This is a genomic window from Kribbella sp. VKM Ac-2569 (assembly GCF_004216905.1).
In the GTDB taxonomy this organism is placed as follows: domain Bacteria; phylum Actinomycetota; class Actinomycetes; order Propionibacteriales; family Kribbellaceae; genus Kribbella.
In genome coordinates, this window is sequence record NZ_SGXJ01000004.1 from 884108 (window position 1) to 908499 (window position 24392).

Annotated in this window: 29 protein-coding genes and 3 tRNA genes; 17 read left to right on the forward strand and 15 right to left on the reverse strand. The window is 67.0% G+C overall.

Features of this window, described 5'->3' with window-relative positions; translation table 11 throughout:
- Positions 1-63: 63 nt before the first annotated feature.
- The 3 genes from EV649_RS30860 to EV649_RS30870 all read left to right on the forward strand — a co-directional run bounded on the left by EV649_RS30860 (position 64) and on the right by EV649_RS30870 (position 2127).
- Positions 64-585, forward strand: coding sequence for a hypothetical protein (locus EV649_RS30860; RefSeq protein ID WP_130387106.1), 522 nt, complete (start codon positions 64-66; stop codon positions 583-585).
- 343 nt (positions 586-928) lie between these two features.
- Positions 929-1579 (forward strand): hypothetical protein, encoded by a 651-nt coding sequence (locus tag EV649_RS30865; protein WP_130387107.1) that lies wholly within the window; start codon positions 929-931, stop codon positions 1577-1579.
- A gap of 65 nt (positions 1580-1644) precedes the next feature.
- The gene (locus EV649_RS30870) at positions 1645-2127 is read left to right on the forward strand and encodes a DinB family protein (RefSeq protein ID WP_198682773.1); all 483 of its coding nucleotides are present in this window, start codon (positions 1645-1647) and stop codon (positions 2125-2127) included.
- A 7-nt stretch (positions 2128-2134) separates the two neighbouring features.
- Here the strand turns inward: EV649_RS30870 and EV649_RS30875 are convergent, their stop codons facing one another.
- Complete coding sequence (locus EV649_RS30875) at positions 2135-4258, reverse strand: MMPL family transporter (protein ID WP_130387109.1); 2124 nt, start codon at positions 4256-4258, stop codon at positions 2135-2137.
- A gap of 156 nt (positions 4259-4414) precedes the next feature.
- On the opposite strand from EV649_RS30875, the gene EV649_RS30880 reads away from it, so the two are divergent.
- Positions 4415-5563, forward strand: a complete 1149-nt coding sequence (locus EV649_RS30880) for a sensor histidine kinase (protein ID WP_130387110.1) — start codon at positions 4415-4417, stop codon at positions 5561-5563.
- Positions 5560-6216 carry a response regulator transcription factor gene (locus EV649_RS30885; RefSeq protein ID WP_130387111.1) on the forward strand — a complete coding sequence of 219 codons (657 nt, stop codon included), beginning with the start codon at positions 5560-5562 and terminating at the stop codon, positions 6214-6216. The genes EV649_RS30880 and EV649_RS30885 overlap by 4 nt, the downstream gene beginning before the upstream one ends.
- On the opposite strand, the gene EV649_RS30890 is transcribed toward EV649_RS30885, so the two are convergent.
- The 5 genes from EV649_RS30890 to EV649_RS40955 all read right to left on the reverse strand — a co-directional run bounded on the left by EV649_RS30890 (position 6213) and on the right by EV649_RS40955 (position 8437).
- Positions 6213-6614, reverse strand: coding sequence for a hypothetical protein (locus tag EV649_RS30890; RefSeq protein WP_130387112.1), 402 nt, complete (start codon positions 6612-6614; stop codon positions 6213-6215). The two genes, EV649_RS30885 and EV649_RS30890, sit on opposite strands and share 4 nt — an antisense overlap.
- A gap of 105 nt (positions 6615-6719) precedes the next feature.
- On the reverse strand, positions 6720-6905 hold the full coding sequence (locus EV649_RS30895) for a hypothetical protein (RefSeq protein ID WP_130387113.1): 186 nt from the start codon (positions 6903-6905) through the stop codon (positions 6720-6722).
- A 56-nt stretch (positions 6906-6961) separates the two neighbouring features.
- Positions 6962-7252 carry a DUF6247 family protein gene (locus EV649_RS30900; protein WP_130387114.1) on the reverse strand — a complete coding sequence of 97 codons (291 nt, stop codon included), beginning with the start codon at positions 7250-7252 and terminating at the stop codon, positions 6962-6964.
- 365 nt (positions 7253-7617) lie between these two features.
- The gene (locus EV649_RS30905) at positions 7618-7965 is read right to left on the reverse strand and encodes a hypothetical protein (protein ID WP_130387115.1); all 348 of its coding nucleotides are present in this window, start codon (positions 7963-7965) and stop codon (positions 7618-7620) included.
- A 301-nt stretch (positions 7966-8266) separates the two neighbouring features.
- On the reverse strand, positions 8267-8437 hold the full coding sequence (locus EV649_RS40955) for a hypothetical protein (protein ID WP_157996353.1): 171 nt from the start codon (positions 8435-8437) through the stop codon (positions 8267-8269).
- Between the two features lie 414 nt (positions 8438-8851).
- Here EV649_RS40955 and EV649_RS30910 point away from each other — a divergent pair, with 414 nt between their 5' ends.
- Complete coding sequence (locus EV649_RS30910) at positions 8852-9340, forward strand: hypothetical protein (RefSeq protein ID WP_130387116.1); 489 nt, start codon at positions 8852-8854, stop codon at positions 9338-9340.
- Between the two features lie 1064 nt (positions 9341-10404).
- Entirely contained in the window at positions 10405-11280 is an 876-nt protein-coding gene (locus EV649_RS30920) for a transglutaminase-like domain-containing protein (protein ID WP_241998843.1), read from the forward strand.
- 118 nt (positions 11281-11398) lie between these two features.
- Here EV649_RS30920 and EV649_RS30925 read toward each other — a convergent pair.
- The 3 genes from EV649_RS30925 to EV649_RS30935 form a co-directional block, all read right to left on the reverse strand.
- Positions 11399-11471: transfer RNA gene (locus tag EV649_RS30925), tRNA-Phe, on the reverse strand.
- 46 nt (positions 11472-11517) lie between these two features.
- Positions 11518-11594, reverse strand: a tRNA-Asp gene (locus EV649_RS30930).
- A 59-nt stretch (positions 11595-11653) separates the two neighbouring features.
- Positions 11654-11726, reverse strand: a tRNA-Glu gene (locus EV649_RS30935).
- Between the two features lie 93 nt (positions 11727-11819).
- Here EV649_RS30935 and EV649_RS30940 point away from each other — a divergent pair.
- The 3 genes from EV649_RS30940 (at position 11820) to EV649_RS30955 (ending at position 13931) form a co-directional block, all read left to right on the forward strand.
- Complete coding sequence (locus EV649_RS30940) at positions 11820-12161, forward strand: metallopeptidase family protein (RefSeq protein ID WP_130387212.1); 342 nt, start codon at positions 11820-11822, stop codon at positions 12159-12161.
- A 97-nt stretch (positions 12162-12258) separates the two neighbouring features.
- Positions 12259-13242, forward strand: coding sequence for a hypothetical protein (locus EV649_RS40960; RefSeq protein WP_157996354.1), 984 nt, complete (start codon positions 12259-12261; stop codon positions 13240-13242).
- A complete protein-coding gene (locus EV649_RS30955) occupies positions 13242-13931 on the forward strand; it encodes a hypothetical protein (protein ID WP_130387119.1) in 690 nt (229 codons plus the stop codon). The genes EV649_RS40960 and EV649_RS30955 overlap by 1 nt, the downstream gene beginning before the upstream one ends.
- Here the strand turns inward: EV649_RS30955 and EV649_RS30960 are convergent.
- Together EV649_RS30960 and EV649_RS30965 are read right to left on the reverse strand one after the other, a co-directional pair.
- Positions 13928-14656, reverse strand: coding sequence for a polyprenol monophosphomannose synthase (locus EV649_RS30960; RefSeq protein WP_130387120.1), 729 nt, complete (start codon positions 14654-14656; stop codon positions 13928-13930). The genes EV649_RS30955 and EV649_RS30960 overlap by 4 nt on opposite strands.
- A 43-nt stretch (positions 14657-14699) precedes the next feature.
- Positions 14700-15083 carry an STAS domain-containing protein gene (locus EV649_RS30965; RefSeq protein WP_241998845.1) on the reverse strand — a complete coding sequence of 128 codons (384 nt, stop codon included), beginning with the start codon at positions 15081-15083 and terminating at the stop codon, positions 14700-14702.
- A gap of 196 nt (positions 15084-15279) precedes the next feature.
- Here EV649_RS30965 and EV649_RS30970 point away from each other — a divergent pair, with 196 nt between their 5' ends.
- Entirely contained in the window at positions 15280-16023 is a 744-nt protein-coding gene (locus EV649_RS30970; protein ID WP_130387121.1) for an SDR family oxidoreductase, read from the forward strand.
- Entirely contained in the window at positions 15975-16745 is a 771-nt protein-coding gene (locus EV649_RS30975; RefSeq protein WP_277875712.1) for a DNA alkylation repair protein, read from the forward strand. The genes EV649_RS30970 and EV649_RS30975 overlap by 49 nt, the downstream gene beginning before the upstream one ends.
- Before the next feature lie 9 nt (positions 16746-16754).
- Here EV649_RS30975 and EV649_RS30980 read toward each other — a convergent pair whose 3' ends face one another.
- Positions 16755-18233, reverse strand: a complete 1479-nt coding sequence (locus EV649_RS30980) for an MFS transporter (protein ID WP_130387122.1) — start codon at positions 18231-18233, stop codon at positions 16755-16757.
- Between the two features lie 4 nt (positions 18234-18237).
- Positions 18238-18960: a hypothetical protein gene (locus EV649_RS30985; protein ID WP_241998849.1), complete on the reverse strand. Its 723-nt coding sequence runs from the start codon at positions 18958-18960 to the stop codon at positions 18238-18240.
- A gap of 278 nt (positions 18961-19238) precedes the next feature.
- Here EV649_RS30985 and EV649_RS30990 point away from each other — a divergent pair, with 278 nt between their 5' ends.
- From EV649_RS30990 to EV649_RS31005, 4 genes are all read left to right on the forward strand, one after another.
- Positions 19239-20054 (forward strand): DUF4397 domain-containing protein, encoded by an 816-nt coding sequence (locus EV649_RS30990; RefSeq protein ID WP_241998851.1) that lies wholly within the window; start codon positions 19239-19241, stop codon positions 20052-20054.
- A 38-nt stretch (positions 20055-20092) separates the two neighbouring features.
- Positions 20093-20701 carry a class F sortase gene (locus tag EV649_RS30995; protein ID WP_241998853.1) on the forward strand — a complete coding sequence of 203 codons (609 nt, stop codon included), beginning with the start codon at positions 20093-20095 and terminating at the stop codon, positions 20699-20701.
- A gap of 11 nt (positions 20702-20712) precedes the next feature.
- Positions 20713-21330, forward strand: a complete 618-nt coding sequence (locus EV649_RS31000) for an L-threonylcarbamoyladenylate synthase (protein ID WP_130387123.1) — start codon at positions 20713-20715, stop codon at positions 21328-21330.
- Between the two features lie 394 nt (positions 21331-21724).
- Positions 21725-22372 (forward strand): nitroreductase family protein, encoded by a 648-nt coding sequence (locus EV649_RS31005; RefSeq protein WP_241998855.1) that lies wholly within the window; start codon positions 21725-21727, stop codon positions 22370-22372.
- On the opposite strand, the gene EV649_RS31010 is transcribed toward EV649_RS31005, so the two are convergent.
- Positions 22373-22864 carry a DNA polymerase ligase N-terminal domain-containing protein gene (locus tag EV649_RS31010; protein ID WP_241998856.1) on the reverse strand — a complete coding sequence of 164 codons (492 nt, stop codon included), beginning with the start codon at positions 22862-22864 and terminating at the stop codon, positions 22373-22375.
- A 128-nt stretch (positions 22865-22992) separates the two neighbouring features.
- On the opposite strand from EV649_RS31010, the gene EV649_RS31015 reads away from it, so the two are divergent.
- Positions 22993-23175 carry a hypothetical protein gene (locus EV649_RS31015; protein ID WP_130387124.1) on the forward strand — a complete coding sequence of 61 codons (183 nt, stop codon included), beginning with the start codon at positions 22993-22995 and terminating at the stop codon, positions 23173-23175.
- Between the two features lie 24 nt (positions 23176-23199).
- Here the strand turns inward: EV649_RS31015 and EV649_RS31020 are convergent, their stop codons facing one another.
- Positions 23200-24297: a serine hydrolase domain-containing protein gene (locus tag EV649_RS31020; protein WP_130387125.1), complete on the reverse strand. Its 1098-nt coding sequence runs from the start codon at positions 24295-24297 to the stop codon at positions 23200-23202.
- Positions 24298-24392 lie beyond the last annotated feature (95 nt).

The following is a 24392-nucleotide window of genomic DNA, read 5'->3' on the forward strand; positions in this document are numbered from 1 at the left end:
CCTGTGTGTGCAGGTCATCGCGTAATGGATTGCGCGACCGATCGACCTCCCGAGGAGCGAGCCATGACCGTCGTCTCTCGAGCTACCAGCCGCCGCACCCGCCCCGGCAACAACCGCCGTACCCGCACCACTCCCCGCGCCGGGCGCGGACCGACCCGCGGCCCGACTCGCAGTACCAGGCGCTATCTGGTGCCGGCATTGCTCTCGCGCACCTCAGACCGTGCAGTGGTCCGCAAGCGGTCCGACGTACGCGCCGCGATCGTCCTCTGGTTCCTGATGGCTGCCGACCTGGCCACGGTGATCTGGATGTACACGCTGGGCGAGTGGCTGGACCACGCCTCCAAGTTCACCGCCACCGCAACCCTAGGCGGCCACCACTACATCGTCCTGGTCACAGCCGCCGTAGCCTTCACCACCCTGGCCACAGTCGCCATCCTCTCCGACGGCTTCACCAAAACCACCCGCCTTCTGACCATGGCGAGCACCGCCGCCTGCATCCTGTCCCTAACGGCCCTGACCGGCCTGGTGGCTCTACTCCTAGCTGCCCTCGTAACCCGCCTATTAGTAGGCCCCCTTCGCCCCTGAAGGCCGCAACGATTTGCCATGCCCAGCGCGTCCTATGGGTATGAGGCCCATCAGTTGTCTAGTTGTGCTCAGCGCCCTGACTCTGTCGGCATGCGGGAACGAGGCAGCGTCACCCTCTACGGCAAGCAGTACAACGCCGACCTCCCAGCCGGCAACGGCTCATGACGCGATTCCGACGCCGATCCCGTCCGGCCCTGGGACTCCGGCGTTTGTCGACCGGGCGCGCGCTGTCGAACAAGCCGTCCGGACCGCAGGGATCCCGAAGCCTCCGGAGGGGATCTTCCTGTACTCGTCCCGAACGCCGGGCCTGGGCTTCGACACTGGTGAGCAGAAAGTTGCGTGGATGGCCGGGTACGTGGCCTTCGCGCCGGGCGTAAAACTCGGATCAGGTGGCACAACTCGCATCGATTTCACCGACGGACCGAGCGTCTCGGTGAACGTCCTCGATCCCCGGCCTGCGCTGACCGAAGCGATCGGAGACACGTACGACAACTGCGGACACCTAGCAGTACCGGTATCAAAGTGCGTACTCACGATCACCGGCGGCGCTTTGAAGACAGTTGACGTGGACACGAGCGCGGGCCGCGCGACCGTACCTGCGTGGTCCTTCACTGCGAAGGGCCTGTCGAGACCGATCGTCGCCTTGGCAGTCTCCGCAGCGGTACTCAAGCCCCTGGTCGACCCCGCCCCACTACCGGGCCTCGCCAAGCTCGACCCCAACCTCCTCACGGTCGGCAGGCTCACTCGCGCCGACGACAACACGCTCACCTTCAACCTTCACCACGGGAAGTGTGACCCCGACCTGCGAGCCCATGTCGTCGAGTTGGAGGACATGGTGATCATCGGCGGAAGCCACAGCCCGCTACAGGGCGGCTGCGTAGACGTAGGCCTCAGCACCACAGCCACCGTAACCCTCACCGCCCCCCTCGGAGACAGAGCCATCATCCGCGCCGACACAGGCGCCAGACTCACCCTCCACCCCCACCTCAAGTAGACGAACACGTCGTACGTCGGTCGTATTGTCGGCGCATGGTGTTTACGTCGCCCGTGGAGCGGGCCGTGCCGAATCGTCTGGCTGACGAGCGCGACGCGCTGACACAACAGCTCGACTTCCACCGCGCCACCCTGCTCCGCAAGCTGGAAGGGCTCGACGACGAGCCGCTGCGTCGGCCGATGACAGCGTCTGGACTCAGCCTGCTGGGGTTGGTGAAACACCTGGCCGAAACGGAGCACGGCTGGTTCCTCAAGATCTACGGAGGGTTGCCCGAGCCAGATCTGTTCCCGACCGACGGTGACTCAGATGCGGACTTCCGCGTAGGTCCCGATGAGACGGCCGACGTCGTTGTCGGGCAGTACCTACGGACCTGCGAGCGTGCCCGCGCCGTCGTGGCCGCGGGCGAACTCGACGACGTGGTCACGACGCCGTCGGGAGCGGAGGCCAACCTGCGGGCGGTCCTGGTCCACATGATCCAGGAAACCGCCCGCCACAACGGCCACGCCGACATCATCCGAGAGTCCCTCGACGGCACAACAGGCCACTGAAGCCGCTTCAGTCGGAAACACTGACCGATTCACGCTCAGCGATGGCGACCACGGGCGATCGCCGGTTGAACCAGTCCGGCGTCCACCAGTTCGCGTCTCCCAGCAGCTTCATCAAGGCCGGTACGAGAACCAGTCGCACGATCGTCGCATCGACGAGGACGGCGGTGGCCAGGCCGAGGCCGAACATCTTGGCCGTTGGGTCGTCGGCGAGGGAGAAGCTGACGAAGACCGCGATCATGATCAGTGCCGCCGAGGTGATCACGCGGCCGGTGGTGGTGATGCCGTGGATCGTCGAGGCGGTGTTGTCACCGGTCCGGACGTACTCCTCGCGGATCCGGCTGAGGAGGAAGACCTCGTAGTCCATCGAGAGCCCGAACACCACGGCGAACATGAACATCGGGATGAACGGCAGGATCGGAATGGTCGACTCCAGCCCGATCAGGTCCGCGGCCCAGCCCCACTGGAAGATCATCACCATGACGCCGAAGGACGCGCCGATGCTGAGCAGGTTCATCAGAGCAGCCTTCAGCGGTACGACGACCGACCGGAAGACCACGGCGAGAAGCACGACGGACAAGAGGATCACCGCGCCGATGAACCACGGCAGCCGATCGTTGACCTTGGCCCCCACATCCGCGAGGGTCGCCGTCTGACCGCCGACATGAGCCTTCGCCGGACTGTCCCGCAGTACCGAGGGAAAGACCTCCTCACGCAGTCGCTTGACTGTCGTCATCGTCGCAGCGTCCTGCGGTCCCGTCGTCGGTACGGCGATCAACGACGCGACGCCGGCCGCGGTATTCACCGAAGGAGGTGCGACCGACGCGATGCCCCGATCGGCCCGGATGGCGTTGGACAGCGGCTGTACGACGGCCGGATCCCGCGAGACGTCGATGGCGATCACCAGCGAACCGTTGCTACCGGCACCGAATCCTGTCGCGACCAGGTCGTACGCGCGGCGCTCGGTGCGTTGCTCAGGAAGCGCGCCGTCATCGGGCGTACCGACGCGGAGTGCGAGCACGGGGGCGGCCAGCGCCAGCAGCAGGACGGTGGCGCCGACGGCGTACGCCGCGGCGTGCTTGGACACATGCCCCGCCCATCGCTGCCAACCCATACCAGGAGACGACTGCACCCGGCGTACCCGAAGGCGGTTGATCCAGTGCCCGGCCAGGCCCAGGAACGCGGGCAGCAAAGTGATCGAAGCGAGCACCATCGTCAGCACGATCAGCGAGATGGCAATCCCGCCGGCGGTCATGAACGGTACACCGGCCACCACCAGCCCGAGGATCGCGATCACCACCGTGCCACCGGCGAAGAGCACAGCCTGTCCCGCCGTGGCGACAGCGCGCCCGACCGCCTCCTCGACCGCCATCCCGCGGGCCAGGTACTCACGGTGCCGGGTGACGATGATCAGCGCATAGTCGATGCCCACGCCGAGGCCGATCATGCTGCCGAGCACGGGCGCCCAACTGGGCAGGTCGATGAGGTAGGTGACCAGGGACAGCGAGCTGATCGCCAGCGCGAGTCCGAACACAGCCATCCCGATCGGGAGTCCCATCGCGATGATCGATCCGAACGCGAGCAGCAGGATGATCATCGCAGCGATCAGCCCGACCGCCTCGCCGAGACCGGCCTGGCCTTGTTCGAACGCGTAGAAGAGATCCCCGCCCAGCTCGATCCGCAGTGGCGATTCAAGCGCCGCGAGGGTCTTGAGCTGCTCGAGGTCGCTCGGTTCCAGCTTGTCCAGCACTGGGTATTGAAGCCGGATCAGCCCGACGCGCCCGTCAGGCGAGATGACCGGATCGGCGGCCCCCAGCACGTGCGGCAGCGAAGCCGCGGTCGACCGTACCTGCGCCAGCGCAGCCCGCAGTTCGGGTGAGGCAAGTGTCGCCGTCGAGTCGAGCGGAGTCACGACCACCTTCGCGGTCAGCCCGGCCTGATCCGCTCCCGCGGCCGACAGCAGGTCGGTCGCGTACTGCGAGTCCACGCCAGGCGCTCCGAACGACTCCTCGAGCTTCTTCCCAAACGCGCCGGATGCGGCGACCACGAGCGCTGCCACCACCAGCCACGCTCCGATCACCACCCAGGGCCGACGTGCGGCGTACCGGCCCAGCCTGTACAGATTCGACCTCATCGTGGATCCCCTTCAGCCAGAGTTGGACTCATCGTGTGGCCGAGGGGCCGGCCCGCACCTCGGGCGATGAGCCGGACTTGCCTCGGCCGAACAGCTGGGGCGCGTCCCGTACTTTGAGCCGATCCGATCGGCGCCCGGAGTCCCTACGCTGTGGTCATGTTGAGAAACGCCGTCCGCTCGCTGCTGGCCGAGCCGCGAGCACCCGACGCACCCAGGCGGGTGTGGCGCGACTGGGTGCTCGTCGCCGGCCTGCTGACGGCGGCCGTTCTCGAAGGCGTATTCCGTGAGGACGTCGTCTGGAGGCCCGTCGCGCTCGTGGTCGCTGCGGTGACCGTGTGCGCTCTCCTGTGGCGTCGTACGCACCCGTTGGCCGTGGTGGCCGCCGTGTTCGGCGTACTGATCGTGGTCAACGTCGTGGCCCTGATCAGTGGGGACGCGACCTTCGGCCTCTACACAATGATCTGTGTGGTGTCGCTGCCGTACTCACTCGTTCGCTGGGGATCCGGCCGCGAGATCCTCATCGGGCTGGCGTTCATCCTCGTGGCGCTGGTGCTGGGACTCGCCAGTGACTTCCCCGGGTACGGTGAGGCCGCGGCCGGCAGCATGTTCCTGCTCTTCCCCGCGACACTCGGACTCGCAGTCCGCTATCTGTGGACCGCCCGGAATCGTGAGCTGGGGCAGGTACGTCTCCGGGAGCGCGAGCTGTTGGCCCGGGAGCTGCACGACACGGTCGCTCATCATGTCTCGGCCATCGTCATCCGGGCCCAGGCCGGCCGAGCCGTCGCCGCCACTCGCCCGGACGCCGCGGTCGATGCGCTCGCCATCATCGAGGCGGAGGGTACGCGGACCCTCGCCGAGATGCGGGCGATGGTCGGCGTACTGCGGGATGACGGTACGGCGGCGCTCGCCCCACAGCCCGGAGTGGCCGACCTGGAACAGCTCGCTCGTAGCGTCGGGGACCGGCCGCGGGTCGAGGTCGAGGTGTCGGGCGACCTCGATGACCTCGGACCAGCGGTCGGCGCAGCGATCTACCGCATCGCGCAGGAGTCGATCACGAACGCCGTACGGCATGCCAAGCAGGCAACTCGCATCGACGTCCGGCTGACGTCGTACGACGACTCCGTCCGGCTGACTGTCCGCGACAACGGGGAAACGACCTCGAGGAACCCGGGAGGTTATGGCCTGGTGGGGATGACTGAGCGGGCCGCGCTGCTCGGCGGCACGTTCGCGGCGGGTCCTGATCCGGACCGCGGCTGGTCTGTTGACGTGGTGCTGCCTCTTCAGCGATCGGCTACCGGCCGATGACGATCCGGGTGCTCGTCGCCGACGACCAAGATCTCGTCCGGACCGGGCTCGCGATGATCCTCGACGCCCAGCCCGGTATCGAGGTGGTCGGTCAGGCCGCCGACGGTCTGGAAGCAGTGGAGTTCGCCCGCCGGCTGCGGCCCGACGTCTGTCTGCTCGACATCAGGATGCCCGGGATGGACGGGATCGCGGCGACCCGCGAACTAGCTGGACCCGGCGTCGTAGACCCACTGCCGATCGTGGTGATCACGACCTTCGATCTCGACGAGTACGTGTACGGCGCTTTGAAGGCCGGCGCGCGTGGATTCCTGCTCAAGGACGCTGGCCCCGACCTTCTCGTCCAAGCCATCCACGCCGCCGCCAACGGCGACGCACTGATCGCGCCGAAGATCACGGCGCGGCTGCTCTCCACGTTCTCCGAACCACCGACCGGCCGCACCCCGGTCCAACCCGTCGATCCACTAACCGCTCGCGAAGAACAGGTCCTGATCGCCGCAGCCACCGGCCGCACCAACGCCGAGATCGCTGTGGAGCTGCACATCAGCCTCAGCACCGTAAAAACCCACCTGACCAGCGTGATGGGCAAGATAGGCGCCCGAAACCGCGTAGAAATAGCCATCTGGGCCTACGAAACCGCCCGCATCAAGCCCTAGCCCTCCCAGAGCCTCTCCACCTTCTTGGTCTGGCTCTGCAAGTCGAGTTCGTCTACCTGGATGCGGTGATCAGCGGTCGGAGGATTCGCCACATCGGCTTCGTGAAGCATCCGAAACTCATCGTCGGTCAGCCAGACCTTGCGCGACGCCGCACGCCGCAACGCCTCCGGAAAGCCGACCGTCAGGTGCACAATCAGGCATCCGGGAAGCTCGCGCCTGTACAGACCGCAGGTCTCCGGCGTAAGCACGTCAGCGACGACGACTTCAATGCCCATGGCCACGAAGTTCCGAGCCAAACTGCAGGCGTTCCTCACGCCAAGGCCTTGCTGTCCCCGGCCTTCCTCGCCCTCCCACGGCGCAGCACCACCCGCGACAACCAGCTGCCGCACATCATCCACATCAACAAACGCACACCGCGGCCGCCCTCCCGCAAGCCCCCGCCCCGTCACACTCTTCCCCACCGCAGGCCCACCCGTAAGCACCAACGGCCGACGAGCCATACCTCAGCCGACCCATGTCACGTCGAAGATCCGGATCTGCGTGCGAGCATCGTCGACATGGAAGGACAGCAGCCCCAGGCCGCCGAAGGTGCATTGCCGAAAGCTCGGCTCATCTCGATCGAGGGCTTGCGTGTCCCACGGCGCGCCGACCAGCTTGGTGACACGTTCGACCAAAGCGTCGAATGCCATTGGAGGCAGCCCTTGCAGTTGGGCCAATGCGGATGCGTGAAACTCCACGCGGTAGCTCACAGCCGATCGGGCCAGCCCGGTATCGCCTGCTCAGCCGGTATGAACTCGTCAGCTCGATCCTCGCGGGTCGCTTGCAGTGCCTGGTCGAAGCCAGGATCGGAGTACGCAACCGCCCGCAGGTGCCAGAGGTGCAACACGTCCCGCAGATGCTGAAAACGCCATACCTCGTGGGCAGCGTCCAGAGCGCCGTGGTACTCGCTGAGGAACTGCTCGTGCCACTTCGCCGGTAATAGGCGGAGGATCTCGCTGGGGTCTTCCGGCGAGCTCTGCATCGGCTGAGCAGTCATGGCACTAGATTACTCTGAGCAGCCCCTCCGCGTGTCAAGGTTATCCACACCCACCGGACTGAGGGCGGTCCTGGCGAAGAGGCTGGCGATTCCCAGAAGCCGCAGGTGAGAAGAGTGGTCACGGACGGTCACGGCCCGTCAACCGCGGGGATGAATCTCTGAGCAGCCATGGCCATGGCCACACGACGAGGCAAGAGCCCTTCAGTCCTTGTCATGTGCTTGGGCCTGCGGCAGAGAAGCTCCTGACGGGGGCTTTACCGGGTCGCCGCGCGGCGATCATTCGTGCCAGAGGTTGGGGTCTGGTTTCGTCAGGCCACGAAGGGCGTCAGCCGCGTGGGTCGTACGGTCACGAGGCTGGGTGGGCCTCACTGCGCCGCGCCCACCTTGGTGATCTCGCATTCGATGCCTGCCGGTCCGATGGGAGCTTGCGCCGGGGTGGTTCCTCCGAATGTGGCCGTGTCGCGAACCTCGAAGGTCTGACCGCCGATCCTCTGCTGAGAGGCTGCATCCAGGACGTCAACGGTCACTGTGTAGCTCGACGCGTCGCCGGTGATCGTGCCGTTGATCGTTACCGTGCCCTGCGATCCGACTGTGTTCGCCTGGCAGTCGACGTTGGTCTTGTAGCTGGTCGCGTCGAGGACCGGAGTACCTTCTCCTGGCGCACCCGTCATGGAGCGCACGGCGAAGACGCCCAGGCACACCAGCACACCCAAGCCGATGATGATCTGAACCCTCCGCCAGGGGCTCCGCGGCGACCTGTATCCATCGTTTGCCGCGGTCCACTCGTGAGTCGGCATTCCCTGTCCCCCAGAACCCTGATCGATCGTGCTGCACGCAGCAAGCGCCGGTCAGCCTACATCGCAGTATGTGAAAGACGGCCAGTACAAATCGGTACGGCGACCGAGCCGGATACCTGCGGTACTCGTGTGTGACGTTGCTCCGACGGCTGGGGTGCCGCCGCACATCGTCCAGGCGATCGCTTCATGGAGCTCGTCGCCGGACAGGCGTTGCGGTTCAAGCGGGAGAGTCGACGATGCTGTCGACGCTCTGATCGGCTTGTGCCTCAACCACGGAAGTTGTGATTTCGACCTTCGAGCCCACGTCCTCGAATCCGACGACGTGGTAATCGTCGGCGGAACCCACGGTCGGGCGCCGATCGGCGGCTTCTGCCCGGGCGTCCAGCATCGGACGGCCGCAGTCCTCACCCTCGCCGCCCCCTCGGAGGCCGCGCAGTCATCAGCGCATCGACCAGCGTCAGGCGTACATCTTTCAAATAGTTCTTTGCAACAAACATTTGATGGCGCTGTGCGTTGTCAGGGTGTTTAGCCGCTCGCAATACTGCAATCCGAGGGGGCGCACCAGAGGCTTGTTCGCCGTGAAGGTGAAGCATTTCGTCGAGGTATTACAAGCAGAACGGGACGGCGGCGTGAGCGTGAAACCTTTTGTGCAGCCGGTGCTGGCGAAAGCGAAGTGGCGGTGCAAGACTCGGAAGAGGACGGAGCCCTAATCGTCGGCTCTGCGACCCTTGCACGACCTGGCACCGACGCCGGCCGCCGTTGATCGCGGACCGAGCCGGCCAGGGGAGGCAGGAGGGGCGGGATGCCTGATGATCCTAGAGTCCGCGCGGAGTTGCGGACCCAAATCGAAACTCGCCGGGCGGGCATCGCTGCCTTCCTGCGCGACGTGCGGCCGCGGCGCAATCGACTGACCAATATCAGCATCGTCAGCAGCGCCCTGGCCGCTGCCCTCGTGGCGGGTCCGGCGCTGGGAGGGGCGCCATTCACCAACGGCGTCAAGGACCAATTGTCAATCGGCAGCGCCGCGGATGTTTGGCGCCCGCTCTGTCTGGCCGCGTTGATCGTCTCATTGGTGTCGGTCATTTCCGGCAACCTGAGCAAATCGCAGGATCTTGCGGCCCGCGTCACTGCCGCAGAGGTCTGCAGTGCGGAACTCGAAGGCGTGCTGACGTCCCTCCAGTTCGGGCACCTCTCGGTGGAGGACGCCGTCGAGCAATACCACCACAGCGTCAGCAAGGTCCCGTTCGTCGAGGATGTGCCGAGCTCGCCGCCCTCGCCCGGCGAGACTTGACGACGTTCTCTCCGCCGGCTCAGGCGCGGGTGATAGCAAAGTCGATCAGGGCGTTAGTGGCTTCCCGTGCGCGGATCAATTGTGCGCCGGCCGAGCGCCACCATCGAGGCCACGTCGAACGCGAGATGCACCAGCCGATACCGCGCGCGATAAAATCCTTACCGCAACCCTCTCCCAGCCTGCGACCGCCTACTGACCGAGGCGGAGCTATAAAGCAGTACGGCGTGTCTCGGAACACGGTCCGGCTTGCGATGGGCGTGCTCCAGAACGAAGGCATGATCACCAGCGTTCAGGGCAAGGGCACGGTGGTGCGTGATCAGATGATGATCACCTACCACGCGGCCTGGGCCGAGAGCCGCGACCGGTTGGCCGGCGATCAGACCGACGCGTTGTACACCGAGATGCGGGACCAGGGGTCGGAAGGGCGAGTACCGCGACTTCGAGATGCGGTCTGCTCACGCCCCACGACGTGCCTGGCGGCGTCATCCGGGCGATGGCAGCGAAGGGCCACGAGGAAATCGGGTACGTCGACGAACTCACGACGCGCATGCCGCGACAGGATGAGGTCCGCAAGCTCGCTCTCTCGACCGGCTCAACGTGCGGTTCGCTGGCCAGTTTGAGCGGAACGATTCGGAGGTGGCTTCTCGGGCGAAGTAGGTTCCGGCCGAGTAGTCCGGCCACGCGATAAGGCTTGAGCAGATCCAGCTGGGCGGTCAGCCATCTGATACCTGCGTTGCTAGGCAGTCCACACTTGTGGGGTCTTTAGGCATTCAGGAGCTCCACCGACAGCGACCCACCGGCGAAGACGTCCACGATGGTCTCCTTGAGGCTGCCGGCCGATGGAGCGCCCAGGCTGAAGGTCGGACGGATTCCGAGGACAGCCGCCGGTGTGACCCAGCTGATGACGTCGAGTTCTTGGTCCTCGTCTCGGTGATACCAGCCGTGGGTCTGGAGAAGGTCGCGTGATCACACTGGCTGGCTCGGGTCATTGCGCTTGTTTCTGACGGCGGTGACGCCGCCGTAAATGCCTGAAATGTCACCAGAAATCAGGGCAGGATCGTCGCATGACCATTCGGGACCGACTCGCGCGACATTCCGCCTTCTCCGATCCGGGCCGCCACGGTCGGCTGCTCCGTGAGCTATCCGGGATCGAGGAGATCTGCGCGGCCGTCAGCAATGTCGTGCTCCATTATCGCGCCGAGGCGCACTTGCTCCGCGATGACCGTCGCGGCGAGATCAACTCGCGCTGGGTCTCGACCCTTCTGGACCTTGATCAGGCACGGCATCCCGGCCCGTTGTTGGATCCACGGCCGCCTGGCGACCGGGTAGCGGGGTGCTGTCGTGATCATTCCCTGCTCGCGGTCGCCGCTCTTCGCGAGCAGGGAATCCCGGCGCGGACCCGGGTGGGCTTCACCGGCTACTTCCCAGGACCTCCGGACTTCCGTGGTGATCACGTCGTCGCTGAATGGTGGAACGGCACGCAGTGGCAGCGGTTCGATCCCGAGCTCGAGGCGGGGAGTCGTTCGTTCGACGTCCGCGATCTGCCGACCGGTGAGGGCGCGCCCTTCGAGACCGCCGCGGAGGTCTGGACGGGCTACCGTGCCGGTCGCCTCGATCCCACGCGCTATGGCGTGGCTCCGGGGTCGGAGCTATCCGGACCTGGATTCATCCGTACGTACGTGATCATGGAAGTCATGCATCGGTACGGTCACGAGACACTCCTGTGGGACGAGGTCGGCACTGGGATCACAGATTCCGATACCGACGAGGTCGCCCGACTACTGCTCGCCTCCGACGCGGGAGACTTGGCGGCCGAAGACCACCTGGAGCGGCAGTTCCAGACCGACCCGAAGCTCCGACCGGCCTCAACGGTCACCCAACTCTCGCCGTACGGCGACCCACCGGTCACGATCGACCTCATCCCGCACCCTCGGCCCTGAGGTCGCCGCGGAGTGGAACTGTATTGCCTGTCCTGATGCTCGCCCTGACCGCATACGTGTTGCGGTAATCGCGGGAGGATCGGCAGTTCTCAGATCGAGAAACCGCAGGTGAGAAAGGTGGTCAGGGGCGGTCTCGAACCGCCGACCTTCCGCTTTTCAGGCGGACGCTCTACCAGCTGAGCTACCTGACCGGGGAGAAAGTTCGGCGGCGGTGTTGTTGACACCGCCGCCTTCTCCTGGCGACCCAGACGGGACTCGAACCCGCGACCTCCGCCGTGACAGGGCGGCACGCTAACCAACTGCGCCACTGGGCCAAATGACTCGATGATCTTACAGCATCTTCGAGGTACTTCTTGCACCGGTCTTTCGACCGTATCCCCAACGGGATTCGAACCCGCGTTACCGCCTTGAAAGGGCAGCGTCCTAGGCCACTAGACGATGGGGACTCGGACCCGCGGGAGCCGAAGCTCCAGGGACAGCCGTAAGCATAGAGGAGACCGCGCCAGCTTCCAAAACGAGATACTGGCGGGGTGATCGAGATGAGTCGGGGCGACTTCGAGGGGCTCGTGGCGCAGGCGCTGGACGAGGTGCCGGAGGAGTTGGCGGCGCTGATCGACAACGTGGCGGTGTTCGTCGAGGACGAGCCGCCGGCGAGCGATCCGGACCTGCTCGGGATCTACGAGGGCATCCCGCTGACCGAGCGCGGGCACGACTACGGCGGCGTACTGCCGGACCGGATCACGATCTACCGCAATCCCACGCTCGCGATCTGCGAGAACGTCGACGACGTCGTCGATGAGGTGAACATCACGGTGGTGCACGAGATCGCGCACCACTTCGGCATCGACGACGCCCGGCTGCACGAACTCGGCTACGGCTGACCCTAGGCCGATCGCGGCTGGGTGGGGTAGCCTCTGGCGGCCGGTTTCGGGGACCGGATCTCCCTACTCTTTTGAACGATCTAGTGAGGCTCTCGCCGTGAGCGATCAGCAACCGCCTGCCTGGAACCCCGACCACCGCCCGACCGGACCGTACGGCGCACCGCCGCCACCGCCCGGTACGCCGCCTCAGCCGTACGGCGCACCGCCGCAACACACCGCTCCGCTGCCGCAGTACGGCCAACCGCCGCAGTACGGCGGCCAGCCATCCCAGTACGGCAACCAGCCGCCTCAGTACGGCGGACAGCTGCCGCAGGGCCCGTACTCAGGCGGCCATCAGCCGCCGGGCAAGCGTCCTAAAGGTCCCTGGCTGCTGGCTGGCGCCGTCGCTGTGGTGGTAGCGCTGATCGGAGGTGCTGTTGTCCTGCTGACGGGCCGTGGCGACGACACCGCCGACGCAGGCGCCCCGGTCCCGACGGCCACGTTCACCGATGGGGTGTCGACCCCCACCGCCAGCCCGTCCACTGAGACCCCGACCACCGCCCCGTCCACCACGCCGAGCCCGTCGTACACCCCCAAGCCCACGCCCGCCGAGCGGCGCCGGACGCTGAAGGACGTCGACAAGGGCATAGCCGTGTACGACGACGTGTACGTCACCCCGGCCGCGGGCTGGCGGAAGAGCCGCTCGACGACGTACTCCGTCACGCTCGGCGCCACGACCCGAGCCGGTGCCGCCATGGTCGTCGTCAGCCCGGTCGGCCTTCCCCCGCGGACGGCGGTCGTCGCGGTCGCGCAGGCGCTGATCAAGGCCGACCACCTGAAGGCCGCCAAGCAGGGTCCGGTACGGACGGTCAGCCCGGCGAACTCGAACATCGGTGCCCAGGCCGAGATGACCTACTCGGGCCGCTATACCGCGCCGAACGGTGCCGTGTTCTCACTCGTCTCCAGGTGTACGACGATGACCGGCGTCGAGTCGATCCACAACGTGACGGTCACGCTGTGCGTCGCCGCCCGGAAGGACGCGCAGAAGCCGGTCTTCAAGGACGGCGATCGCATGCTCGCCTCCATCGCGCGTTCGATCTGATGTCGCAGCAGAATCCGGCGAGCGGCCGTGCGGTCGCTCTCCTGACGGCCGCTCTCGCCGTACTGCTGGTAGGTGTCTTCATGCTCGCCAGCCAACTGACACACCAGCAGGTCCGAGCGGCATCCCCCGAAAAGACGACTCTCAAGCCGACAAGGCCCAAGGCGACAGCGCACGAGCCGGCGCCGTCCGTGACGCCGTCGCGCAATCCGCGCCGAGAGGCCGACGTCGACCGCGGTACGCCGCTCGGTCAGGGCGTCTTCGTCGAGGTCGCGAACGGTTGGACGACGGTCCACTCGTTCACGAACGGCCTGGAGGTGACGTCCTGGGATCGCGGCGCGGACGCAACCTTCTCGTTGTCGCCGCGTCCGATGCCGTCGCTCCCATTGATGCTGCCGGCCGCGAAGGCGTTCGCCGACGAGCAGGCGATCTACGGGTTCCAGGCCGGGCGGGCCCGCGCGCTGCCGCCACCCAACGGCAACATCCTCGAGGCGGTCTCGATCGGTTTCACGGGCCGCCTTCGTCAGGACGACGTGACGTACTCACTGGCCGGCGAATGTGTGCGGCTGCGGGGTGCGCCGAAGACCAACGACGTCAGCATCAGCGTGTGCTGGGCGGCGTACGTCCAGGACCTCGGCACGGTGCGCGCCGAGGTCCAACGGATGATCGGGTCCGCGGCCCGGTCGATCTAGGAACGGCCGAAGAGGAGTTTCCAAGGCATCAGGGCCGACTCGAGCTGCACCTTCAGCGACATCTTGGAGACGCCTTCGGTGCGCTCCTCGAAGTGGATCGGGACCTCGGCGATCTTCAGGCCGCGCTTCACCGTGCGGTAGTTCATCTCGACCTGGAACGAGTACCCGTTGCTCTCGATCGACGCCACGTCGATCCAGCGCAGGGTGTCCGCCTTCCACGCCTTGAACCCGGCGGTGGCGTCCTTCACGTGCAGCCGCAGGATCGCGTTCACGTAGAAGTTCGCGAACGCGGACAGCGCCCGTCGGTGCCAGCCCCACTCGGCCGCGGCCGAGCCGCCCGGCACGTACCGGGAGCCGATCACGACGCCGGCCTCCGTGGTCCGCAGCGTCTCGACCATGGTCGGGACGACCGAGGCCGGGTGCGACAGGTCGGCGTCCATCTGGATGACGATGTCGGCGCCTTCGTCGAGCGCGCGGGTGATCCCGGCGACGTACGCGCGGCCGAGTCCGTCCTTCGCGGTCCGGTGCAGTACGCCGACCTTCTCCGGCGACTCCTTCGCCAGTTCGTCGGCGACGTCGCCCGTACCGTCAGGGGAGTTGTCGTCGACGACGAGAAGCTCCAGGCCGGGCAGGTTCAGGTCGGACAGCAGCCCGGCCAGCACGGGCAGGTTGTCCCGCTCGTTGTAGGTCGGTACGACGACCACGATCTTGGCTAGCTCACCCATGACTTTCCTTCGTCGGAGACACCGAAAGCTACCGTATCCGCGGTCAGAGCTGGGTGAGCGCCTCTGCGGCCGTGCTGTAGATGCGGAACTGACCGCCGAGGCCGGTGACGCTGAGCGGGCGGTCGATCGGGCGGCCGACGCCGACCAGCGCCAGGGTGATGTTGTGCTGCCCGGCCAGGTTGCGGGCCTCGACCAGGTTGCCGAGGCCGGCCGAGCTGCAGAACGTGACGGCTGACACGTCGATCAGCACCAGCCGTGCCGGTGGCGCGACCGCGGCGCGGATCGCCTCGGCGGCGAAGTCGGTGCTGGCGATGTCGATCTCGCCGGACATCCGGACCAGCAGTACTCCTGGTTCCAGCTCCTCGGTGACTGCGTCGAAGGTCGTCCTGACCATCTCGCCGTCCCGCGGCTCTTGGTGGCTGGTCACGCGGGTTATCTCCCCCGGGTAGCGCCACGAACGCGGTCCTGGCGGATCTGGAACTGCCCTGTCCTCACACCGTATGCCCCAACGCGCGAGCCGTACAACGGGTCCGCCGACGATGGACCCCGGAGCGTGACCTGAGGCTGTAAGCGCTGTCAGAGTAAACAAACGACGGACCTAGTGGGGTGGTAGACAAGGCGGTATGGGCGTTCTCGACGGTAAGACAGCGCTGGTCACCGGTGGTTCGCGGGGCATCGGTGCGGCGATCGTACGGCGGTTGGCCGCGGACGGCGCCGTGGTGACTTTCACGTATGCGAGCAGCGAAGCGGCCGCGGACGAGGTGGTCGCGGACGTGAAGGCAGCCGGGGGCCAGGCGATCGCCGTACGGGCGGATCAGTCGGACCTGTCCGCGATCGACGGACTGTTCGATCGCGCGGCCGAGCCGACCGGGACGCTGGACATCTTCGTCTGCAACGCGGCGCAGGCGATGGTGAAGCCGATCGCCGACGTCACCGTCGAGGACTACGACCAGCTGTTCGCGACCAACGTGAAGGGTCCGTACTTCGCGATCCAGCGCGCCGGCCGCGTCCTCCCCGACGGCGGCCGGATCGTCGCGCTGTCCACCCTCAATACCGTGATGCCGGGCCCCGGGATCTCGCTGTACGCCGCGAGCAAGGCAGCGCTCGAACAGTTCGTGAAGATCGCCGCCCGTGAGTACGGCCCGCGCGCGATCACCGTCAACACGGTGTCACCGGGCGCGACCGACACCGACATGTTCCACGACCACAATCCGCCGACAGTGAAGGATGCTCTGGTCGGCATCACGGCGCTCGGCCGGATGGGCGAACCCGCCGAGGTCGCGGACGTGGTCGCGTTCCTCGCCGGTCCGGACGCCCGGTGGATGACCGGGCAGAACCTCCGCGCGACGGGAGGGATGCTGGTCTGAGTACTAAGGACCTGATCGCCGACGTCGACGCTGCCGCGGATCCCGCGGTGGCGGAGGTACTCGCGCGCTACTTCAAGCTTCAACCCGGCGGCTACGGGTACGGCGACCAGATGATCGGCGTGAAGCTCTCGACGATCCGCGGCATCCTCAAACCGTACCTGCGCGCCGACCTCCCGCTGCCCGAACTGGAGCAGGCCCTGACCAGTCCGGTGCACGAGCATCGGCTCGCGATCCTCTGCGTGCTGGCCGATCGCGCGTCCCGCAGTCTCAAGCCGCGTACGGCGAACCCGCACGAGCTCACCGCGATCTACGAGCTGTACATGCGCAGTACGGCGTACATCAACAACTGGGATCTGGTGGACTGCAGCGCTCCCCAGGTCGTCGGCGGCTACCTGCTCGACAGGCCGCGCGATCCTCTCTACACACTGATCCGCTCCAATCAGCTCTGGGAACGCCGGATCGCGCTGGTCGCCACGCAGTACCTGATCGGCCAGGGGCAGACCGCGGACACCTACAAGCTGGCCGCCGAGGTCCTCGACGATCGGGAAGACCTTGTCCACAAGGCCTCCGGCTGGATGTTGCGGGAAGCGGGCAAGCGGGTTTCCGAGGACGAACTGCGCGCCTTCCTGGACCGGTACGCGACCCGGATGCCGCGCACCATGCTCCGCTACGCCATCGAGCGCCTCGATCCCACGAGCCGCCGGCGTTACCTCGCTCGATAAGTCGACAAATCAGCTCGGCGTGCGGCTGTCGGCGTACGGCGGGGCCTCGAGCGCGCAGTGTGTGTGGTGGTGTACGAGGTGGTGCTTGTGCGGTACGCCGCGATCGCCGAGGGTCACCCACGCGATCACGCCGCCGGCCGCCGCGAGGATGGCGGAGATCCACAACGCGTGCCCGAATCCGTTGTGGAAGGCAACGGGATCGCGGTACGCGTCGCCGGTGATACCGGCTGCCATCGGGATCGCCGCGACCGCCATCAGCTGCGCCGACCGGGCGACCGCGTTGTTCACCCCGGACGCGATCCCCGCGTGGTGGTCCTCGACCGACGACAGCACGGTCGCGGTCAGCGGCGCCACGGTCGCGACCAGACCGAGCCCGAGCAGAACGACGGCGGGCAGTACGGCGGTGTAGTAGCTCGTGCCGGTGTTGATCCGCAGCATCAACAGGAACCCACCGGCCATCAGCGCCGGCCCTACGGTCATCGGGATGCGCGGGCCGATCCGGTCCGCGAGGCCACCGGCGTACCCGGACAGGCCCAGCATCAGTACGGTCATCGGGAGCAAGGACGCGCCGGCCCAGAGGGCGGAGTAGTGCAGGGCGGTCTGCAGGTAGACGACCACGAGGAAGGTCGCCGTACCGAGGGCGCCGTACACGACGACGGTGACGAGGTTCGCGCCGGTGAAGCGGCGGTTGGCGAAGATGTTCAACGGCAGCATCGGGTACGAGCCGCGCCGTTCCACCTCGATGAACCCGATGAAGGCGACGACGCCGATCGCCAGGCTGGTCAGCACCATCGCGTCGCCGAAACCGTGGTCGCCGGCGCTGATCAGGCCGTACGTGATGCCGGCGAGGCCGACGGTCGCGAGGATCGCGCCGTTGATGTCGAGCTTGCCGGCGGCCTCCTCGTCGCGGGTCTCCGGGACGTGCCGGAGCGTGACCAGAACGGTCGCCAGAGCGAGCGGTACGTTGAGCAGGAAGATCAGCTGCCACGACCCGCTGTCGACCAGACTGCCGCCGACGAACGGGCCGACGGCCGCGGCGACCGAGGTGAGACCGGACCAGGTCCCGACCGCCTTACCGCGATCGGAGTGCTGGAACGTCGTCTGCAGGATGGCCAGGCTGCCCGGGGTGAGCAGCGCGCCGCCGATGCCCTGCAGGACGCGGCCCGCGATCATCACCTCGAGGTTCGGCGCGATCGCGCACACGACGGAGGCCGCGGCGAACCAGATCACGCCGACGACGAACGTCCGCCGCCGCCCGAGCCGGTCGCCGAGCGAACCGCTGAGCAGCACCAGCGACGCCAGCATCAGCATGTAACCGTTCACGATCCACTGCAGGCCGGCCATGTCGGCGTTCAGGTCCTCGCCCATCGCCGGCAGCGCGACGTTGACGACGGTTCCGTCCAGGAACGCCATGCCCGATCCCAGCGCGGTGGCGGCCAGCACCCACCGGCCTCGCGCCGAGCCCAGCGCGATCCGCTCATCACTCATGGGGTCAGCGTGGCAGATTCAGCTGCAGTACGACGAGGGCTTTGCCGGCCGGGATGCCAGGCCGGACCGTGAGGCGGGGCGGATCGCCGACCGCGCACCGGGGCTCGTCCAGCAACGGGCAGACCACGTTCAGCAGCCCGCTGGTGATCGTGATGTCGGTCGGCATGGCGCTCGCGGCGCTCGCGGTCAGGGGACGAATTGCCGCGCCGGCCCGGGATGTCTGCGACGGGGTGGCGCGCACCGTCGAGCCCGACAGCTTGTAGGTCAGCACGATCCTGGTGGCGCGGACGGACAGCGGAACGAAGTCGGCACCGGTGATCGTGGTCTTCTTGAGCGGCACGGGCTTGTCGTCGGCGAGCAGTTTCAGGCCGGTCACAAGTGGCGTCGTTCGGGCCATCATTCCGGGAAGGTGCTCACCGGATCCCGGCAGCTGCAACGGCACCCTGTCCGTGGCCGCGGGCAACCTCACGTTCTCGGTGATGTCGAACGAACCGTCCGGCCGCGGCACCGCGGTGAGCTTGATCCCCGGCTTGGCCTGCTCGGCGCTCGGCGCGACCGTCGTCTGAGGCGCACTGGTGACCGTCGCGGACGGTAGGGAACCGCTGACTCCCGGGCTTGGGGCGACCGGAGCACCGGACCCGTCCGAGCAGGCGACGGCCGCGCTGTACCCCAGCACCAGCGCGACCGCGGCCAGATAACGGGTTCGGGTGCGCCGAGGTTCCTCCACCCCCGATGGTCCGGCCGGGAGGAACCCGGGACGCCCGCGTCCTGACACGAAGTCACCGCCCCTCGAAAACGGTCCTGGCCGCAAAGAAGAAAAGGTTACCTCTGGCGGTCAAGTCGGACTTGCGCATACGATACGCCCGAATTCATGGGGTCGGGCGTTTGTTTCACAATTTCGCGGTGAACTCCGAGGGGGAGAAAATGCGGAGACAGAGTGTGTCCGGGCAATCCCGGGCAGTGCATGAAAAGGTTACGAGAATTCACGGTCCGGTAATTCGAAGGGTGCTTCCGCTGCTGCTCGCGGTGTTGATCGCGGCTGCACCGGCACTACTCACCGTGCCCGCCGAGGCAGCTGCGGGTGCCAACCTGTACTTCGTCCAGGGCCTGCCCGGGCGCACCCTCGACATCAGCGTCGACGGGCGTCAGGTCGCCACCGGGGTTGCCGGTGGGAAGCTCGTCGGGCCGTTCGGGGTCGCTTCCGGTAAGCGCATGATCACCGCCAAGCAGGACGGGAAGGTGGTGATCCAGCGGTCGGTTTCGGCGGGCTCCGGCGCGAGTCTGGACGTCGTCATTCATCAGCCGGTGTCGCCGACCGGCAAGCCGCTGATCACGACGTACGCAAACAAGCTGACCGCGGTGCCCAAGGACAAAGCCGGATTGCGGGTCGCGCACGATGCGGCGGTCGGGCCGGCTGACATCCGGGTGAACGGACAGGTACTTTTCAAGAACGTCGCGAACGGTGAATCCCTGGACGTGGTCGTTCCGGCGGGCACGTACAAGGTCGACATCGTGCCTACCGGTGCGACGTCTCCGGTAGTTCTCGGACCGCTGGATCTGCCGGTGCAGGCCGGGTATCTGACCCGGGTGTTCGCGATCGGCGCGCCGAGCCAGAAGACGATGACCGTCGCGCTCGGCACGATCAAGGTTCCGGCCACCGGGTCGGCCAAGCCGAGTGAGGTGAACACCGGAACCGGCGGACAGGCGGCGGGGCTCGACCAGGCGCAGAGCCCCCTCGGCCAGTCCGGGCTCTGGATCGTGGTGTTCCTCGCCGCGCTCGGAGTGGCAGTTGCCACGGGCCGGAAGGTGGTCCGTCGCTGAACCGGCGACTCGCAGGTACGGCGCTGTGCTGTCTCGCCTTGGCCGGCTGCTCGGCCGAGGCGGACGGCGCGGCGCCTACACCCACGACCACAGTCAGTTTCAAGCATGGCGGTACGCCGTCAGCCGCCGAGCCGACCGCTCCGAGCTCCGCACCGCCGGGACGCGTCGGTACGCCGGCACCAAGCCAGCGCATCCGTTTCATCCCGGCACAGGTCGTGCTGCCCGGGGGAGCCAGCGCATCGGTGCTTCCGGCAACTACCGTCTCCGGTCAGCTCCAGGTGCCGGTCAAGGCGCAACGGGTCGGCTGGTGGGACGGCGGCGCCCAGGCCGGTGATCCGTTCGGCTCGGTGGTGCTGGCCGGACACGTCGACACCAAGACCGAGGGACTCGGGTTCTTCGCCCGGTTGCTCGACGTACGGCGCGGTGAGGTCGTCGTACTGAACGGGGCCGGGCATACGGCGTCGTACCGGGTCGTGTCGGTCGTGTCGGTGCGGAAGGACGCGCTCGCGACGAAGAGCGGCGCGTTCGACCAGACCACCGACCACCGGCTCGTGCTGATCACCTGCACGGGTGCGTACGACGCGTCGCGCGGCGGCTACGAGGACAACTTGGTGGTGACCGCACAGCCCATCGGGCTCGCGCAGTAGGCTCGGCGGTCATGGCCAGGTATTTCGACATCCATCCCGAGAACCCTCAGCGGCGGTCGATCGGACAGGTGGTGGACCTGCTGCGTGAGGACGGGCTGATCGCGTACCCGACCGACTCCTGCTACGCCCTCGGCTGCCAGCTGGGTAACCGGGAGGGTATCGACCGGATCCGCACGATCCGGCAACTGGACGACCGGCACCACTTCACGCTGGTGTGCGAGAACTTCGCGCAACTCGGTCAGTTCGTGCACATCAGCAACGCGGTCTTCCGCTCGATCAAGGCGGCCACGCCGGGCAGCTACACGTTCATCCTGCCGGCCACCAAGGAAGTGCCGAAGCGGCTGCTGCACCCGAAGAAGAAGACCGTCGGGGTGCGCATCCCGGACCACGTCGTCACCCAGGCGCTCGTCGCCGAGCTGGGCGAGCCGCTGGTCTCCAGCACGCTCTTGCTACCCGGCGACGAGGAGCCGATGACGCAGGGCTGGGAAATCAAGGAAGAACTCGACAACCAGATCGACGCAGTCATCGAGGGCGAAGCCGGCACCGACCCCACCACCGTCATCGACTTCTCCGAAGACGTCCCCGAGGTCGTCCGCGTCGGCTCCGGAGACCCAACCCCCTTCGAGTGAGACGTCGTTCGACTCGCGGTTGCGGGATCAACCAATCGCCACGACTCGGCGTGATCCCGGACAAGCCCGCGCGACCGGGAGGTGTACTGGTCGTTTCGGGTGGGTGGGACTCCCCGGTCCGGGTCTGGGTCGCGGCCGTGGGGAATGCAGTGCACCTGGAACGTCCAGCAGGATTCCCCAGTTGCAGACCCCAGCCGAGTTGTGGAGTCCGGTCATCTCAACGCAGCCCCACCCGGCCACACATTCCCGGATATCCATTGCGGTGAAGGGTTCTCTATCCGTACACCAGGGGAGAACCCCCACGACCAGGGGAGAACCCCTGGCGTGGTGTCCACAGTGGGGAATCCGGGTGGCCGCCTGCGGCGCTGGTCCGCTCGGCTGTAGAAATGGTGGGGTGACCGAGATCCTGGATTTGAACCCCGACGAGCTGCTGACAACGACCCGTACCGTGCGCAAGCGGCTCGACCTCGAGCGGCCGGTGCCGATGGAGCTGATCCGGGAGTGCATCGAGATCGCGTTGCAGGGCCCGTCGGGGAGCAACCGCCAGACGTGGCACTGGCTGGTGATCACGGACGCCGAGAAGCGCTCCGCGGTCGGTGAGTACTACCGGCTGGCGGTGGAGAAGTACCTCGAGGGTCCGGGCGCGGCCGGGAAGCTGTACGCCGACGATCCGGTCCGTGGGCCGATCCAGCGCCGGATCGGCGACGGCGTCGCGTACCTGGGCGAGCGGATGGGGCTGGTCCCGGTGCTGGTGATCCCGTGCCTCCAGGCGAAGAACCTGCCCGCGGGGAACCAGGCCGGCCTGTGGGGTTCGATCCTCCCGTCGGCGTGGAGCTACATGCTCGCCGCCCGGGCTCGCGGCCTCGGTACGGCGTGGACCACCCTGCACCTCAACTACGAGCAAGAGGTCGGGGAGCTGCTCGGTCTGCCCGAGGACATCCGGCAGACGGTGCTGATCCCGACGGCGTACTCGATCGGGACGAACTTCAAGCCGGCGCCGCGGCAGCCGCTCGACGACGTACTGCATATCGACGGCTGGTGATCAGGAAGCGGCCATCTCCTCGATGGTGAGGCCGCTCAGGACCGATCGGGGCTCGGTGACGGTCAGGTCCAGCGACGGATCGGCGTCGGCGTCCTTCACCTTGACCAGCAGCCAGTCGCCGCCGGTACGGGTGAAAGCCCAGGCCCCGTTCAGCTTCACGCCATGCAGTTGCACCTTCAAGTGCCCGCGCTCGATCGCCTCGGCCGGGTCGACCAGCTGCCGCCGGTCGTCGCGGGTGAGGTTCGTGTAGACGCCGGCGTCCCAGACGATCACGGCGCCGCTGCCGTACTGCGCGTCGCGGTGCACCCCCTCGTACGACGCGTACTCGAGATCGTGGTCCGTGGTGAACACCGCGAGCCGTTTCACGATCGGATCCAGCGACGGCCCGCGCGGCACCGCCCACGACTTCAGCACCCCATCCACCTCGAGCCGGACGTCGTAGTGCAACCGCCGGGCATCATGCAGCTGCACGACGAAGATCGGCTTGGACAACGGGGCTCCCTGACGAATTCCAGTTACCGCTAACGGTCTGTCATGTTGCGGTTGTACGCTTGCGACTGGTTGGGAAACCGGCCCACAAACTTCCTCCATCATCCGCCCCTGTCCCTAAGCAGGTGCTCATGCCCGTAGCCCCCTCACCGGCGCGGCCGATCGCCGTCCAGATCCGCATCGGCGGACGCTGGATCGCGGGCCAGGAGCTGGGTCGCCGGACCGGGACGGCCGGGACCGACGAGGTTCTCGTCAGTCACCACGGCCATCTCGTCTGGATCGACCAGAGCTCCGTCCGCGCATCCCGAAGCTGAAGCAACCATATAAATAAAGGGTTTTCAGCAAAGAGTTTTCGCAACCAGGTTGCCGATCTCGACCGCCGACCCAGACCCCGTCGGATCGAACAGCGTCCTGGTCAGCGCGAACGCGACCCCCGAACGCGTGTCAGCCCACGCCACACTGCCACCCATGCCCGGCCATCCGAACGACGCCGGGCTCTCCTCCGCGGTCGACCCGAGCCGGCCGATCGCGTAGCCGAGCGCCAAAGTCGCCGGGTTGCCGAGCAGTTCGTCCTGTGCGACCAGCGCCGGCCCGGTGATCACCGGGACCGTCTCCGGCCGGACCAGCCGGACCCCGTCCACCTCGCCGATCAACCCGGCGTACAGCTTGGCGATCCCACGAGCGTTGAGGATTCCGCTCGACGGGTCCTCGATCGCGAGCTGCTCGGACTGGTTCAGTACGGCGGCCCGCGGCCGCATCGCCCGCGGTACGACCTTCTCGAACATCCCGGCCAGCATCGCGAACGTCTCCTCGGCGCCCTCAGGCTCCACGAGCTCGGCGAGCCGATGCCGCTGATCCGCAGGCAGCGCGAAGAACACGTTTTCCTGCAGGCCGAGGGGGGTCACAATGTCCCGCAGTACGTCGGAGATCGTCCGGCCGGTCGCGCGGCGGACGATCTCACCGACGAGCAGGCCGAAGGTCTCCGCGTGGTAGGTCATCTTCGTGCCCGGTTCCCACCAGGGCTTGCCAGCGGCGAGCCGATCCGCCTGCTCGGGGAGCGTTTTCCGCGTCGTGTCGGACGGTAGAGCGGGCAGGCCGACGGAATGCGTCAGCACGTGCCGCAGCGTCGCCTTGTCCTTCCCGTGCATGCCGAACTCGGGCCAGATCTCGACGATCGGCCGGTCGTAGTCGAGTACGCCGCGATCCACCAGCACGTTGGCGACCGTCGCGGACGCGCCCTTTCCGGTGGATGCGGCGAAATACAGCGTTTCCGAGGTCACGCCGTCTCCGGCCACCGCGTCCACGACGAGCTCGCCGTGTCGATACACCGCGACCTGAAGACCGAGCTCGGTGTCCACCAGTTCGTCGATCCGCCGCTGCACCACGTCCTGAAGCTCCATGCGGGTACGTCGGAGCGGCGGCGGATCGTTCGACACGCGTTTCTCCTATGTCAAGCCGCGGCTGCGAGGGTGGTTCTCGCGGTGGGTTGGTCGGTAGTGAGGTGGTTGAAGACGATGCGGGCGAGGCGGCG